Origin of the sequence: Methylocaldum sp., assembly GCF_035627495.1 — a bacterium.
Taxonomy (GTDB): domain Bacteria; phylum Pseudomonadota; class Gammaproteobacteria; order Methylococcales; family Methylococcaceae; genus Methylocaldum.
Map to the genome: position 1 here is coordinate 1 of NZ_DASPLO010000020.1, position 14,642 is coordinate 14,642.

16 protein-coding genes and 1 pseudogene are annotated in these 14,642 nt (G+C 57.4%); 13 read left to right on the top strand and 4 right to left on the bottom strand.

Going from position 1 to position 14,642, the window contains the following annotated elements; all coding sequences use genetic code 11:
• Positions 1–9: 9 nt before the first annotated feature.
• The 4 genes and pseudogenes from VEB01_RS23010 to ftsH form a co-directional block, all read left to right on the top strand.
• Positions 10–54: pseudogene (locus VEB01_RS23010) on the top strand (hypothetical protein); the annotation flags it as partial.
• 32 nt (positions 55–86) lie between these two features.
• Positions 87–665, top strand: coding sequence for an IS630 family transposase (locus VEB01_RS01930; protein WP_324872417.1), 579 nt, complete (start codon positions 87–89; stop codon positions 663–665).
• 87 nt (positions 666–752) lie between these two features.
• Positions 753–2,114 (top strand): TolC family outer membrane protein, encoded by a 1,362-nt coding sequence (locus VEB01_RS01935; protein ID WP_324872418.1) that lies wholly within the window; start codon positions 753–755, stop codon positions 2,112–2,114.
• 206 nt (positions 2,115–2,320) lie between these two features.
• Positions 2,321–4,282: an ATP-dependent zinc metalloprotease FtsH gene (ftsH, locus tag VEB01_RS01940; protein WP_324872419.1), complete on the top strand. Its 1,962-nt coding sequence runs from the start codon at positions 2,321–2,323 to the stop codon at positions 4,280–4,282.
• Positions 4,283–4,348: 66 nt separating this feature from the next.
• Here ftsH and VEB01_RS01945 read toward each other — a convergent pair whose 3' ends face one another.
• Entirely contained in the window at positions 4,349–5,809 is a 1,461-nt protein-coding gene (locus tag VEB01_RS01945) for a glycosyl hydrolase family 57 (protein WP_324872420.1), read from the bottom strand.
• A gap of 155 nt (positions 5,810–5,964) precedes the next feature.
• On the opposite strand from VEB01_RS01945, the gene VEB01_RS01950 reads away from it, so the two are divergent.
• The gene (locus tag VEB01_RS01950; RefSeq protein WP_324872421.1) at positions 5,965–6,816 is read left to right on the top strand and encodes a DUF3530 family protein; all 852 of its coding nucleotides are present in this window, start codon (positions 5,965–5,967) and stop codon (positions 6,814–6,816) included.
• Positions 6,817–6,883: 67 nt separating this feature from the next.
• On the opposite strand, the gene VEB01_RS01955 is transcribed toward VEB01_RS01950, so the two are convergent.
• From VEB01_RS01955 to purM, 3 genes are all read right to left on the bottom strand, one after another.
• Positions 6,884–7,261 carry a cupin domain-containing protein gene (locus VEB01_RS01955; protein WP_324872422.1) on the bottom strand — a complete coding sequence of 126 codons (378 nt, stop codon included), beginning with the start codon at positions 7,259–7,261 and terminating at the stop codon, positions 6,884–6,886.
• A gap of 71 nt (positions 7,262–7,332) precedes the next feature.
• Entirely contained in the window at positions 7,333–8,061 is a 729-nt protein-coding gene (locus VEB01_RS01960) for a glycosyltransferase family 2 protein (protein ID WP_324872423.1), read from the bottom strand.
• Positions 8,062–8,092: 31 nt separating this feature from the next.
• A complete protein-coding gene (gene purM, locus VEB01_RS01965; RefSeq protein WP_324872424.1) occupies positions 8,093–9,142 on the bottom strand; it encodes a phosphoribosylformylglycinamidine cyclo-ligase in 1,050 nt (349 codons plus the stop codon).
• Between the two features lie 166 nt (positions 9,143–9,308).
• Between purM and VEB01_RS01970 the strand changes: the two genes are divergently transcribed.
• The 8 genes from VEB01_RS01970 to VEB01_RS02005 all read left to right on the top strand — a co-directional run bounded on the left by VEB01_RS01970 (position 9,309) and on the right by VEB01_RS02005 (position 14,227).
• Complete coding sequence (locus tag VEB01_RS01970; RefSeq protein WP_324872425.1) at positions 9,309–10,346, top strand: DUF2066 domain-containing protein; 1,038 nt, start codon at positions 9,309–9,311, stop codon at positions 10,344–10,346.
• Positions 10,343–10,912 carry a CDP-alcohol phosphatidyltransferase family protein gene (locus tag VEB01_RS01975; protein WP_324872426.1) on the top strand — a complete coding sequence of 190 codons (570 nt, stop codon included), beginning with the start codon at positions 10,343–10,345 and terminating at the stop codon, positions 10,910–10,912. Before VEB01_RS01970 ends, VEB01_RS01975 begins: the two co-directional genes overlap by 4 nt.
• A gap of 112 nt (positions 10,913–11,024) precedes the next feature.
• Positions 11,025–11,375 (top strand): hypothetical protein, encoded by a 351-nt coding sequence (locus VEB01_RS01980; protein ID WP_324872427.1) that lies wholly within the window; start codon positions 11,025–11,027, stop codon positions 11,373–11,375.
• 66 nt (positions 11,376–11,441) lie between these two features.
• On the top strand, positions 11,442–12,491 hold the full coding sequence (locus VEB01_RS01985; RefSeq protein WP_324872428.1) for a COX15/CtaA family protein: 1,050 nt from the start codon (positions 11,442–11,444) through the stop codon (positions 12,489–12,491).
• Positions 12,492–12,718: 227 nt separating this feature from the next.
• Complete coding sequence (locus tag VEB01_RS01990; protein ID WP_324872429.1) at positions 12,719–12,904, top strand: hypothetical protein; 186 nt, start codon at positions 12,719–12,721, stop codon at positions 12,902–12,904.
• Between the two features lie 10 nt (positions 12,905–12,914).
• Positions 12,915–13,202, top strand: coding sequence for a type II toxin-antitoxin system RelE/ParE family toxin (locus tag VEB01_RS01995; protein WP_324872430.1), 288 nt, complete (start codon positions 12,915–12,917; stop codon positions 13,200–13,202).
• A gap of 388 nt (positions 13,203–13,590) precedes the next feature.
• A complete protein-coding gene (locus tag VEB01_RS02000; RefSeq protein WP_324872431.1) occupies positions 13,591–13,824 on the top strand; it encodes an AbrB/MazE/SpoVT family DNA-binding domain-containing protein in 234 nt (77 codons plus the stop codon).
• Positions 13,793–14,227: a PIN domain-containing protein gene (locus VEB01_RS02005; protein WP_324872432.1), complete on the top strand. Its 435-nt coding sequence runs from the start codon at positions 13,793–13,795 to the stop codon at positions 14,225–14,227. Before VEB01_RS02000 ends, VEB01_RS02005 begins: the two co-directional genes overlap by 32 nt.
• Positions 14,228–14,642: the final 415 nt, after the last annotated feature.

Here is a 14,642-nt window from a genome sequence, read left to right on the forward strand (position 1 = left end):
GTCTATCGGATGCTGCACCGGCAGGGCTGGCGCAAGTTGGCGCCGGACAAGCGTCATCCGAAAGCGGACCCAGCAGCTCAGGATGAGTGGAAAAAAAACTCCCCAAGACACTCGCCGAGGTCGTCCAAGGGTTCGAAGGCATCGGCCCCATCCGGTTGATGTTCCAGGACGAAGCCCGGTTCGGGCGGATTGCGGATACTCGGCGCTGTTGGTGTCCCAAACCGTTCCGTCCTCTCGTGAAGGCCATGATCACCCAGGACTATACCTATGCCTATGCGGCGGTCTCGCCCCGGGATGGGCGCTTGGATAGTTTGATTTTGCCGCATGTGAATGGGGCTTGCATGCACCTGTTTCTGGAGGAAATCGCTTCGCGCTATCCAAACGAACGGATCGTGATGGTGGTGGATGGGGCCGGGTGGCACAAGAGCGGGCAATTTCCGCTGCCGTCCAATCTCCGGCTATTGCCATTGCCCCCGTACGCCCCCGAACTGAATCCGGTCGAGCATCTCTGGGACGAATTGCGGGAGAAGTCTTTTCACAACCGGGTCTTTGACAGCCTTGATGCTTTGGAAGACCACTTGGAGCACGCCGTGCGGGATCTCGAAAACGATCCCGCACGCGTCTATTCCATCACCGCCTGGTCTTGGATTATTAATGCACTATAGATTGAAAAATGGAATAACACCGGTTCAAAAGGGAGCGTTATCACACGCGTATACTTATTGGCTGGATCGGCCGGTATCGGACTAAAAATGAAAAAAAGCATCTTGCTCGCTCTATTGTTGATCGCGACGGCAGGCGCGCATGCGCAGGATCTTCTGCAAACCCTCGAACTAGCGCTGCAGCGCGATCCCCGGCTGCGCGAGGCGGAAGCCACGCGCAACGCCGTTCTGGAAGCCAAGCCGCAAAGCGTCGCCCGCCTCTTGCCCACCCTGTCGATCACCGGCGAACTCAACCGCAATTCCGTGCTCTCGAAATTCCAGCAGGCGCAGCTGGTCTTTATCGCCGGGGCCCGGAACGTCGGCTTCTGGGACAGCGCCGCCAGCATCAACCTGACCCAGCCGATCTATCGTCACGAATACTGGGTGCAGCTCAGCCAGGCGGACAATCACGTCGCCGAGGCCGAAGCCAATTACGCCGCGGAACAGCAAAACCTGATGCTGCGCACCGCACGCGCCTATTTCGACGTCCTGTTCGCCCAGGACAGCCGCGAGTTCGCGCTGGCCGAGCAGCGCGCCATCGAGCGCCAGCTCGAACAAGCCAAGGCACGGTTCGAGGTGGGACTGACCGCCATTACCGACGTGCACGAGGCCCAGGCCGGCTACGATCAGGCCCGGGCCAATGTCATCCAGGCCGAAAACCAGGTGGACAACGCGAGGGAAGCGCTCCAGGAAATCATCGGCGACTTCGACGCAGCGTTGGCCACACTGATCGAAGATATCCCGTTAAAAGGCCCCGAACCCGAGAGCATCGAGGACTGGAGCAATCTGGCCCAGCAAGGCAATTTCGGCATCATCGCCGCCGAGAACCGGAGTCTCGTGGCGAAAAAGGACATCGACCTCCAGTTTTCCGGCCATCTCCCTTCCATGGATCTTGTCGGCTCCGCGGGATTCACCGACACCAATCGGCCGCAGGGCATATCCACCGAATATCAGGTGATCGGGATGCAAGTCAATGTGCCCATGTTCGCGGGCGGCGGCGTCAATTCGCGGGTGCGCCAGGCCCGGCACGAATACGAGGCGGCCCAGGAAAATCTGGACGGCGTACGCCGCTCCATCAAGCGCCAAGTGAAGGACGCTTACCGGGGCATCCTGTCCTCCATCAGTCAGGTGGAAGCGCTTCAAGCGGCCGTGGTGTCTTCGCAAAGCGCCGTGGAAGCGAGCGAGGCCGGCCTGGAAGTCGGCACCCGAACGATGGTCGACGTTCTGACCGAACAGCGCAACCTGTTTCGGGCGAAACGCGATTATGCCCGAGCGCGCTATGACTACATCGTCAACAGCCTAGCGCTCAAACAGGCGGCCAGCACCTTAAGCCCTGAGGATCTCGCTCTGGTCAATCACTGGCTGCGTCCGAACGCCGGAACCGATTCCGCAGCCAACGAACCGGAACGCTGATCGTGACGTAACCACGGATGGCGAGCACGCTCCCTGCACCGTGCCTACTCCTCCGAATCTAATGCGTTTACGACAGCCCGCGGAACCAATAGACTCCCCTTGAGTTCGAAATGGATATTCGCGGCTATTGCCATTCCCTAGAAGCCGTCGAGTACCTTCTGTCAAAACATTGTCTTGGCCAACCGTGATCCCTTCCGGAGAACGATATGAACAAAGGCTCGCAAAATTCCTTGCTCGATTCCCTCGGTAAAGGTGTTCAGGGGCTTTGGAAAAGACTCACGGAAAATTTGCGAAACGCAGGTGTCATCGAAAAACCCGATGTCGAAATCAATCCGCGCGGCGCCGATCAGGACGTGCGGCGGCGGCGCACCAACTTGTGGCTCTACCTCCTGCTGATCATCGCTACTTTGTATTTTTGGCAGGGTTATCAGGAAGTACGCCAGGATGAAATTCCCTACAGCGAATTTCTGAACTACGTGCAGGAACAGCAAGTCGAGGATGTCGTGGTGATGGATCAGGTGATCACCGGATACGTGAAACCTCAGGCTCCCGGGGAAGAACGACGGCGTTTCATCACCGTGCCGTTGTGGAATCAGGATCTGGCCAAAACCCTGGAAGAGAAAGGCGTCAAATACACCGTTCGCTACACCAATAACTGGTTGGGCAACTTCATCTTCAATTGGCTGCTGCCCATCGGCATTCTGTTCGCGCTCTGGACCTGGATGGCGCGCCGCGTGACCGGCGGACGCGGTTTTTTGAGCATCGGCCGCAACCGGGTCCGCATCAACGCCGACTCGTCGGTCAAGGTCACGTTCCAGGACGTGGCGGGCGCCGAGGAAGCCAAGCAGGAACTCAAGGAAACCATTGAATTCCTCCGTAATCCAGCCCGTATCCAGCGGCTGGGCGGCCGCATGCCGAAAGGCGTTCTTCTGGTCGGCGCGCCCGGCACGGGCAAGACCTTGTTGGCCCGGGCGGTGGCCGGCGAAGCGGGCGTGCCGTTCTTCAATATCAGCGGCTCCGAATTCATCGAGATGTTCGTCGGCGTGGGTGCGGCGCGGGTGCGAGACATGTTCGAACAGGCCCGGCAGAAAGCGCCGTGCATGATCTTCATCGACGAGCTCGACGCCATCGGGCGGTCCCGCGGCGGGCCGGTCGTGATGGGCGGTCATGACGAGCGGGAACAGACATTGAATCAATTGCTTACGGAAATGGACGGCTTCGATCCCTCCGTCGGGGTGGTGGTCATGGCGGCCACGAATCGCCCGGAAATCCTGGATAGGGCACTCCTACGCGCAGGACGTTTCGACCGGCAAATCGTGGTCGACAAACCGGGTCTCGACGACCGCGTGGCCATTCTCCAACTGCATGCCCGTAACGTCAAACTGGGTCCGGACGTGAATCTTCGCGTCGTCGCCCAGCGTACGCCTGGGCTGGTGGGCGCCGACCTCGCCAACATCTGCAACGAAGCCGCCATCATCGCCGTGCGCGAGAACCGGAACGCGGTCGGCATGCAGGATTTCGAAGCAGCGATTGACCGCATCATCGCGGGTCCCGAGAAAAAGAGCCGTACGCTTAACGAGCAAGAGAAACGCAGGGTGGCTTATCACGAGTCCGGCCATGCCCTGGTGGCCGAGATCATTCCGACCGGAGAACCCGTACACAAGGTCTCCATCATTCCCCGCGGTGCTGCCGCTTTGGGCTTCACCCTGCAATTGCCCATCGAGGAGAAATTCCTCTCCACCGAAGACGAACTCCGCGATCAGATCGCCATTCTGCTCGGGGGACGCATGGCCGAAGAATTGGTGTTCGGCAATATGTCCAGCGGCACTCACAACGACCTGGAGAAAGCCAGCGAAATCGCAAGGGTCATGGTTTGCCAATTGGGCATGAGCGAGAAACTCGGCCCCCTCACCTACGGAAAGAGGCAGCAACTCGCGTATCTCAATATCGAAGGAACCGAGGAGCGGAACTTCAGCGAAGAGACCGCGCAACTGATCGACTCGGAAGTCAGGGAACTGGTCGAGGAAGGACAACGCCGGGCGCGGGAAATTCTCATGGAGCGGCGCACGACCCTGGATGAAATCGCCAAGATATTGCAGGAACGGGAAGTGGTCTCCGGCGAGGAGATCAAAGAGATAATCCGCAGGATGGAACCGCGCGCTGCCTGACGACCTTTCAAGTCAAACAAAAAGCGGGCTTCATCGCCCGCTTTTTTCGTCTCCCGCAAGACTCCGTCAGAAATCGCTATTCACGATCTCCACCGTCCGCCGGCAAATCTCTCTGCCGTAATCCGTCCACAGCCCTTGCCCCCAGTACCGGTAGCAACTGGTTTGGGCCGTCATCAAATGGAACAGCGCGTTCCGATACCGCGGATCGTCGGTCGGTGCGCCTTTTTTGAGGACTTTCTCGTAAAACAGCGCGCTGGCTTCTTCCATGGGGCCCAATACGTTCTCATAGCCTTTCACCCAGGAGATATCGCTGGTCCAGCTCCCGCCGTCCATGTGGAACCGGTGATCCTCTTTCTTGATCTCCTCGATGGCCTTTTCCAGCTTCTCGGCGCCGTCGCCGGGTTTGAAACGATCCCAGATCAGCTTTTGGAACAACGGCTGGACCACCGGGTAATCGCTTTCTCGGATACCCATTTCAGCCAAGAATTCGAGATATTCAGTCACATTCATGAGCGGCGTCTCCGACCCGCTAGCCTCGCGGACGACTTCCATGAATTTCGGCGGAAATTCGTTCATCATCACGCCGCCGTTCTCGCCGTCGGCAATCTGGGTAACCAGAGGCGGAACCGATTTCCCGGCCAACTCCCAGCGGGATAGGCTCTTGGCCTCGTAGTACGGCTGCATCTGCGCCACCAGCTTGGTGTCGCTGCCCTGGGTCTTGATGATCGCGATGATGCTGACGCTTTCGCCCTCCGAATTGGTGCAGACCAGCCGATGCGGCAAATGTTTGTGCTCCGGTCCCCAGCCGTTCTCGGGGCGCTCGACGGTATGCTCCTGGACCAGAACCCAGGTGTAACCGCAATCCCTGAGCGTCTTCACGAATTCGTAGGCGACATCCGGATGATTCGGCAGCGCCATTTCCGAAGGCGAGAAGCCCCGCACCCGACCCAAGGCTTCGGTACCGAAAATGGCGGCAAAATGGTGTTGCCAGGCTCTGACGTGCAGGCGGTAATCCTGGGCCGGCGTCGACGGCGCGACCGCATGGCCCCACGGCGCGCCCAGCCATTCGACGGCACGGCGGTAATCCGGATTGCAGGTGATGGTTTTGAGGTTGTCGAGTACGTCGTGCAGCCCCATCTCGCGGAGGCCGTAGAACAACGTGCCCGAGTATTCGAGCATCACCCGCGGTTCCTTGCCCTCCTGAATCAGTTGCGGCACGAACTCGCCCAGGCGCTTGTAGCACCAGTGGAAAGCCGGGGCGTTATGGTTATCGCCGATATGCTGGTTCTCCATCATGTGCTTGAGATTGCTGACGATCTTGGCGGTGTGCAGATCGCCGCCACCAGCCGGAATCAACGGCTGATGCATGTGCAGCGCAATCGCGGCGGCACTCCTGATCCGGCCGAAGCCGATCGGACTCGTATCCTTGAATACCGTGTTCGGCCGGTCTCGAATCGCCTGCGCGATCAAAGATTCCGACCCGCAGATATTGGGAAGACCATCGATAGTCTCAGAGAGTGTTTCCATAGGTGACGCTCCGGTAAACTGAAGAACGATAAGCGAGGTTCGCATTTGCAGCGCTTTAGCTGCGGCCTAGACGTATCTCCGGCCAGTTTACACCAATCAAATTCGCCGGACCGGAGAACGCCGCAGATGCTTTTGCCCTTTCAAGGAAACAACTTGTGTTCCAAAAACGCCTTTGTAAACAAATTTTGGTAATCTCGATTTTGGCCTGTCTTACGGGTGGTGAGACGCTGGCGACGGATGTGCATCGAGAGCGCCAAATCGCCGAGGAGATCAGGATTCGCACGAACCCGGACGAGGTGATCTGGCTGGAAGCGTCCGGTCTCAAATTTCAGGGACTCTATCGAGAGGCGGTATCGAAAGACATACGCGGCGGCGTAATACTGCTGCACGGGAGACATTCGAACCAGGATGCGGCCGATGTTGTTCGTCCGCTCCGACAGAGTCTGCCGGAGCATGGTTGGAACAGTCTGTCTTTGGCCATGCCGGTTTCCGAACCCGACGATCTGCAGGGTCATGCCGCCCTTCTCTCAGAAGCGATCGCGAGGCTGCAATCCGGCGTGGCGTTTCTCAAGCAGAAAAACATCGGGAACATCGCCTTGCTTGCCCACGATACCGGCGCATGGGCGGCATTGAGCTATTTCGCCCAGCCGCCCGATCAAGCCGTAAAGTCCGTCGTGCTGATCGACCCGGCATCCACCCGGGATCTCGATCCACCGCCGGTCTCCCCCGGTAGCCTGAACACGATCCGGTTGCCGATACTTGAAATTCTGAGCAACCGAATAACGGCCCCGATTGGCGAAGAAGCTTCACGGAAGCGAGCCGCCATGAAAGGCAATTCGTCTTACCGGCAACTGGTTCTTAATGAGCCTGACAACGGATGGCAAGACGTCGGAGGCTTTCTCGTCAACCACATTCATGGCTGGCTGACACGTCCGCCGATGAGCGCAGGTTCGGAAGCGGAAACGCCCTCACAGATCGAAAAACAAGGCGGCGCGAATCAAAAATAGCTGCCGTTGCGCCGTCCCTGACGTTCGCTTATCGAATAGTCCTGTTTCCCACAGGTAAACCCCGTGCTTACTTAGGAGCCGCTAATTCGACGATGATGACCTCGGCCTCGCCTTCCCCGACATTTTCTGCCGTCATCCATTGTCCGGACTCCCAAAATACCTCGCCGGGCCCGTATTCGTGCACCTGGCCGCCTTCCTCGATTTTTACCTTGCCCTTCACGACATAACGCGGTCCGGGACCTTCGTGGGTATGCAGGGGAGTCTTGTAGCCCTGGGGGAAGATTATCCGAATGACCCGCGAGTTCACCTTGTTGGATGCTAGCTCAACGGATTTCTCCAAAAGCACCTGGCGGGGCGGCATCTTCGGTTCGTCGGCATGGATCGCGCCGGCCCAAGCGGCGGCGGAAAGAACGGCGGTTGCAAGCAAGACGGGATTCAATCGCATATTGTTTTTCCTTTGTTTTTGTATGAGTTAAACCTAAAAACTTACGCCATCTGGTGCGGGAGATAAAGACGCTAACCGCCCGCGACTTCCTCCACTTCCGGAAGGTGCGCACGCTGTTGCAGCCACATTACCCCGAAAAGGTCTACGATGCCTACCCATAACCGGTGCCATGTCCCATATTTGGACACGCCCCGCAACCGGGCCCGGTGATCGACTTCAACCGACGCGATTTTTCCGCCGGCCCGCTGAACGAGCGCGGGCAAAAAACGATGCATATGGTCGAAGTACGGCAGGGAAAGAAACAGCTCCCGCGAGAAGACCTTCAGCCCACACCCGGTATCCGGCGTGTTATCCCCGAGCAGTGAACCGCGCACGGCATTGGCAATTTTGGAGGAAAACCGCCGCCAGCCGGTATCCTTGCGGCGCTTGCGAAATCCCGCCACCATGGCGTTCGCCCTATCCTGGTCCAACTCCTTCAAGGCGGAGATCAACTTGGGAATATCGGCGGGATTATTTTGTCCGTCGCCATCCAAGGTTGCGATGATTCGCCCTCTGGCCGCGCGAATCCCGGTCAATAAGGCTGTGCTTTGGCCGCAGCAGCGCCGATGATACAGAACGCGGAGCCGCGGGTACTGCGCTCGCAAACCGCTAAGGCTAGCTTGGGTACCATCGGTGCTGCCGTCGTCCACAAAAATCATTTCGTAATGTCCCGCATTGATCAAGGCTTGATCGATTTCGGCGATCAGCGGTTGAACGTTGTCCTCCTCGTTATGAACCGGCACGACGACACTGAGTTCCATAAACCTTCTCGAACGATAGAATTAAGGCGTATTACGGCTGAAAGTACCTGACCCAGGGGCCGCCATCAGCAGATGCGATCTCGCCGATGGTAAACACGGTTTCGCCGGCAGCTGTCAGCAATTCTCGGGCTTTCTCCTCGTCTTCCGCTCCAACGCATACGACCATACCGATGCCGCAGTTGAACGTGCGCAGCATCTCGCTGTCCTCTACCCCGCCTTTCTCCTGTAACCAGCGGAAGATGGCCGGTCTTTGCCAAGCGTTCAGGTTGATCACCGCCTCCGAACCTTGCGGCAGAACCCGCGGCAGGTTTTCCGTGATTCCGCCGCCGGTGATGTGGGCCAGCGCATGAACCCGGACTTGACGCATGATCTGCAGCAACGATTTTACGTAGATTCGGGTCGGCTCAAGCAACCATTCGCCCAAGGGCTTTCCGTCCAGCGACTCCTCCAAGCGGCAGCCTTCGCGCTCCACGATTTTGCGGATCAAGGAATAGCCGTTGGAGTGCGGACCGGAAGACGCCAGTCCGAGCAGTCTGTCGCCCGGACGAATGAGGCTTCCGTCGAGAATCTCGCCCTTTTCCACGATACCGACGCAGAAGCCGGCCAAATCGTAATCGCCTTTGCCGTACATTCCCGGCATTTCCGCCGTTTCACCGCCCACCAGAGCGCACCCGGCCAATTCGCAGCCCCTGCCGATCCCTTGGATCACCGCGGCGGCGACATCCACATCCAATTTGCCGGTGGCGTAATAATCGAGAAAAAACAGGGGTTCAGCGCCCTGAACGACGATATCGTTGACACACATCGCGACCAAATCGACGCCAACGCCGGCGTGACGTCCGGTGTCGATGGCCAACTTTAGTTTCGTGCCCACCCCGTCGGTGCCGGCTACCAAAACCGGCTGCCTGTAACGGCCTGCCGGAAGCTCGAACAGCGAGCCGAATCCGCCGAGCCCCGCTAGCACCCCGGGAATCCGGGTCTTGGCGGCAACCGGTTTAATCCGCTCGACGAGCGTATTACCGGCCTCGATATCGACACCGGCGCTTTTATAGTCAAGAGATGCGGGTTTGGTATCGGTCAAGCTGAATCTCCGGGAAATCAATTCGGAAAAAAGAACTCTAATGGGCCAGAAACCGGTATATGTTCAACCAATACCAGCTTTAGCTGAACCGGCATAGAGTGTTTTAGCTGCTTAAAGGGATTGTGATATTGTACAACGCTCTTCGCCAACCTGCGGGAGGATCTTCGTGCGCCTCGTCGCCCTAGTCAGCTTGTGGCTCATAACGGTTTGTTCGAACGTTATAGCCGCCGAAGTGAAAGGTTTGTATCGAACGGATGTCGCCGTACAGAGCAAGGATGAGTCGACACGCAACGAAGACATCCGTAGGGCTCTGGAGCAAGTTCTCAAGCGATTGATCAGGACTGATGTTTTACAGTCCAAGGCCATCCGGTCCATGCTGGAAAAACCCGACCGCTTCGTTCTGCAATACGAATATACGACAAAATCGGACGCCGATACGCCGCTCGACTATTTGCGCGTGGATTTCGATTCGTCTCGCCTCAAAGACACGTTGCGCGAACGGGGCATCACCCCTTGGGGGGAACAGCGGCCCGAGGTACTCGTATGGCTTTCGATTATGGATAATTCGGAAAAATCGATCTTCGTGCCCGAACAAATGCCGGAAATCGATCGCTCTCTTCGTGCCGCAGCCGAGGAAAACGGATTGCCCGTGACGGTCCCCTTGTGGGATCTGACCGACCAACAAGGCGTGAGCCCGAACGATTTGGAAACCGGCAACGCAGAGCGGGTCCGACAAGCCTCCGCCCGCTACGAAACCGATGCGGTACTCGTCGGACGCTTGTCGCACAGACCCGAAGGCGACTGGGAAGCGATTTGGCGGCTTTACCTTCTGAATCTCGATCAAACTTGGCAAGGACGCTTCCCTGATCTCCGGGAAGCGCTACGGTCGGGCTCATCAGGAGTCTATACCCGTTTGGCCGAACGATTTATTCCGCGCACCACCCAGGAAACGACCCTGGAATTGGAGGTTGTCGGCTTGTCGTCCCTCGACCAGATCGACCGCGCGGCAGCGTATCTGAGCGGACTATCGCAGGTCAAAAGGCTGGAGTGGATGGGAGTGGAGGCCGATCATGCCATGTTTAAACTGTACATACTCGGCGAAAGAGCGTCGTTGGAAGAGACCCTCGCTCTCGGGCGAGTGTTGAGACCCTTCGCAAGCGACGACCAGCGGTTTTCCGGATTAACCTACCGATTGGCCGAATGAAAGCACGTCATATACCCAATATCATCTCGGTTTGCCGGATCTTACTGGTCTATCCCGTCATCAGTTCGATGTTGGAAGAACGCTTCGATTGGGCGCTGACGCTGTTCGTCATTGCCGGCTTATCGGATGCTTTGGACGGTTTTCTAGCCAAACATTTCCACTGGCAGTCCCGTCTCGGCTCATACATCGATCCCTTGGCCGATAAGCTGTTACTGGTCTGTTCCTATGTCGTGCTGAGCTTTATGGGATTGATTCCGTTCTGGCTTATGGCCACCGTGGTTTTACGCGATGTAGTGATTTTCACCGGTGCCGTGTTGTATTACTTCCTGCTGCGGCCTTTCGACGGGCAACCGCTGCTGATCAGCAAACTGAATACGCTGCTTCAGCTTTTCCTGGTGTTCATCGTGCTCCTGCACCACGGCTTTCTGCCGTTGCCCCCTATAATCCTCGCGAGCCTGACCGCGGTGGTGTTCCTGACTACCATGGTCAGCGGTGCGATGTACGTGTATGTATGGGGGAGCAGCTACTACCGCGAAACCCGAGCTTTAGGCATGCGCAATGACTAGGGGATTTCTTTCCATGTTTCGAGTGGCGCGATCATTCCGAATTCGCCGCCATATGCCGGCATTTTTGTTGATCCTAATTCCTCTCCAAGCAACGGCCCAAGGGTATCCCTGGATGCCGGGCGGAACGCAGGGCGAGACTCTTTTTATCGAACCCAACAGTCCTCGCACCAATGAGGATATCCTGGTTCATTACCCGCGGCGGGGTTGCAACGAAGACCGGGTCGACGCACAGATGAAGGGGAATGAAATCGAGATCGTCGTCAATCACTACGGCCACTGCCTTTATAACGTTCAACCGGACGGATATGCCATTCCAGGCGCCGGGGTTTACCAAAGCTATCACATCGGTCGATTGCCGGTCGGAAATTATCGCATTCGGCTGTATTATCAGGACCTATCCGAGAGCTTTCGCACCCGTAGTTTCAGCATTTCGGAATCCTTTTCGGTAATGCCGGCTCGCTGACGGCGACGCCGGCTCGCCAGCCGTGATCTTCCAAACATAACGCCTAGTTTTGTCGAAATATCAGCCATGAACGATACGGTCTCTTCCGACTTCAGTCCCCAGAACGCTTTTCATTCAAACGCGGCCGATTCGGCGATTTCCAAACGATTCCGCCGCATCGGTCTGATTACGATTGCCGCCGTTTATTTCCTGATCCTGGTCGGCGGCATCGTCAGGGCTTCCGGTGCGGGCATGGGCTGCCCCGACTGGCCCACCTGTTTCGGCCGCTGGGTCCCGCCTACCGACGAATCCCAGCTGCCGCCGAATTACCACGAAATCTACGCCGAGCGCGGCTATGCGGATACCGAGTTCAATCCGCTCAAGACCTGGACCGAATATGTCAATCGCTTGATCGGCGTGAGCATCGGCGGGCTCATTCTGCTGACCTTGCTCTACTCGATTCCGTACCTGAAACGAGACCGGACCGTTTTTTTCTTGTCCCTGTCCGTGTTTTTATTGGTGGGGTTCCAAGGCTGGCTGGGATCGGCGGTCGTCGCCAGCAATTTGCGGCCGGTCATGATCACCGCCCACATGGTGACCGCTTTCTTGATCGTCTGTCTCTTGATTTACGCTATCGCGCGATCGCAACAAGACACGATGGGGCGTCTTGAGATCGGGGCGTTATCGCCGCGATTCAAAACCGTCCTGGCCGTGGCGATGGGAATGACATTGCTGCAGATCACCATGGGAACCCAGATCCGGGAGTCGGTGGACGTCATCGCCACGACCTTCAATCAAGGCGAGCGCCATCTTTGGCGGGAGGAATTTCCGATCATCTTCTATATCCATCGGTCGTTCTCATCCGTCATTCTCTTCACAAACCTCTGGCTCGTCTGGAATCTGGTGCGACGCCTCGAACGCGGACACCTGCTGCGAAACTTCGGCATAGGGCTGGGTGCTTTGGTGGTGGCCGCCATCGGCACCGGGGTAACGCTGGATCGTCTCGGGTTTCCGGCTTTCGTACAGCCGATTCACCTGGTCCTGGCGAATCTAATTTTCGGGACCCAGTTTTTCCTGTTTATCGCATTAAGGTATTCGGAGAATCCGAGGTTCACGGCCGCAGCGCGTGTCGATTAACCAGTAGAAACTATGCAGCCCGTAGGCTGGGTTGACGCTACGCGGAACTCCGGCACAGCCGAACCTTGAAGTCGAAGAAGCGTCCAAGGCGGCTAAAGGTAAGCGCGGGCCGGCCTCGACTTTGGAGAAGCAGATCGAGAAAATCAGTCAATTGCACGGACCAAGCAGAAGTTTGTCATGGAGATGCTGGATACCGCGATTCAATAAGCGTCATAGGAGAGATTATCATGCAAACCGTGAAGCAAATCGTCCACGATATCGCCGATCACCTGCCAGAGCAGGCAACCTTTGACGATGCCATGTACGCCTTGTACGTGCGCCAGAAGCTGGAGCGCTCGCTACAGGCGGCCGAGGAAGGCAAGGTGACCTCGCAGGAAGAGATGGAAAAGCGATACCTGAACGATGCGCGTTGAATGGTCAGACTTGGCGCGCGACGATCTCGATGATCTGGTGCGCTACATCAGCCGAGACTCGGCCTTTTATGCCCGGCGCTTTGGCGAAAAGGTGGTGCTGACCACCCGGTTGCTGAAGGACTTCCCGGAAAGCGGGCGGATGATCCCGGAGGCCGAAGACCCCGCGCTGCGAGAGATCATCGTGCAGGGCTATCGCGTGATGTATCGCCTGGAAACGGATCGCGTGCTTATCCTCGCCGTTATGCACGGCAGCCGCGACTTCGCGGGGCAGGACAAGAAGCCGTGGGAAGGCGATTAGGAACGACCGACAATGCAGGGGCTTGCCGTCACAGCGGCAGCACACACCCGTAGGCTGGGTTGGCGCTTCGCGGAAACCCGGCACAGCCGAGCCTTGAAACTGTTTGGGAGGCGATTGATGAGCCTTGCGACATGTATCGGTTGCGGATGTGACGGTCTCGATGCCTGTTGGGACGACAACACCGAGCAGCCGTGTCATTGGGCACGCGTCGACTACGAAGTCGGCTGAGGTGTTTGTTCTTGCTGCGCGGATTGAGCTTCCGCTTGGGATGCGGGTAATCGGGAGTTTCAGGTGCCGGTGAAAATCGATCTATCCGAAATTCCATCTTGAATTTGGACCATCTGGATATACAATCCAGATTGTATATCTAAATCATCCGGAGTCTGCCATGCAGGTTGCAAAATGGGGTAACAGCCTTGCGGTTCGTCTGCCTGCCGCCGTCGTAGAGGCGCTTGATCTCAAGGAGGGCGACGAAATCGAAATCCAGGTTGCAGGCGCTCATACGTTCGAGATCAGCAAAAAACCCGAAGCGCACGAACTGCTGAGCCGCCTGAGAAAGTATCGCGGTCGGCTTCCCGCGGATTTCAAGTTTGATCGGCTCGAAGCCCATGCGCGGAACTGAAGCCTTCTTCGATACCAACGTCCTGCTGTATTTGCTGTCGGGGGATGATGCCAAGGCCGATCGCGCCGAGGCGGTCATCAGCCAGGGCGGCGTGATCAGCATCCAAGTCCTCAATGAGTTTACTTCCGTCGCCGCCCGCAAGCTCGGCATGTCCTACGCCGAGATTCGTGACGTGCTGGATCCCATCCGGCTGATCTGCAGAATTGAACCACTGACCCTGGAGACGCACGATCTCGGACTTCAGATCGCGGAAAGATATGGATTTTCGGTGTACGACGCATTGATCGTTGCTTCCGCGCTTCTGGGCGATTGCAAGATCTTGTACACAGAGGACTTACAGGACGGCCAATCGATAGAAGGACGTCTCGTAATAGGCAACCCGTTTGCCATGTCCGCACAGTAGAGTCGGAACACCGGAAAAAGATTGTCGGTTGGACCGCTCACTTTCCGATTTATCGATCGATCGCTCACTCACTGGCCTGGACAGGGTGATAACGGATTTGGTGAGTTCCCAAAAAGCAAAACTCTGGATTACGCTTCGCTAACCCAGCCTATGCTGGCTTATAGGGCAGGTTAGCGTACGACGGAAACCCTGCCAGGAACGCGTGGGCTCGACGCGCGCCGTAACCCGCCGTTTATCGAGCAACCCGAACGGCGGGTTACGCGAGTCCGCTAACCCGCCCTTGTATTATCGATTTCGTGATGTTCTTAAGATTTTGGAGATACTCCGTGTCTTAAGACTCACACCTGGCGGGCACGCCAGGTTCGAGCGACTGGATGCCGTTTCCGCCCTTGGGAGATCACGCCCGTGCCGTAGA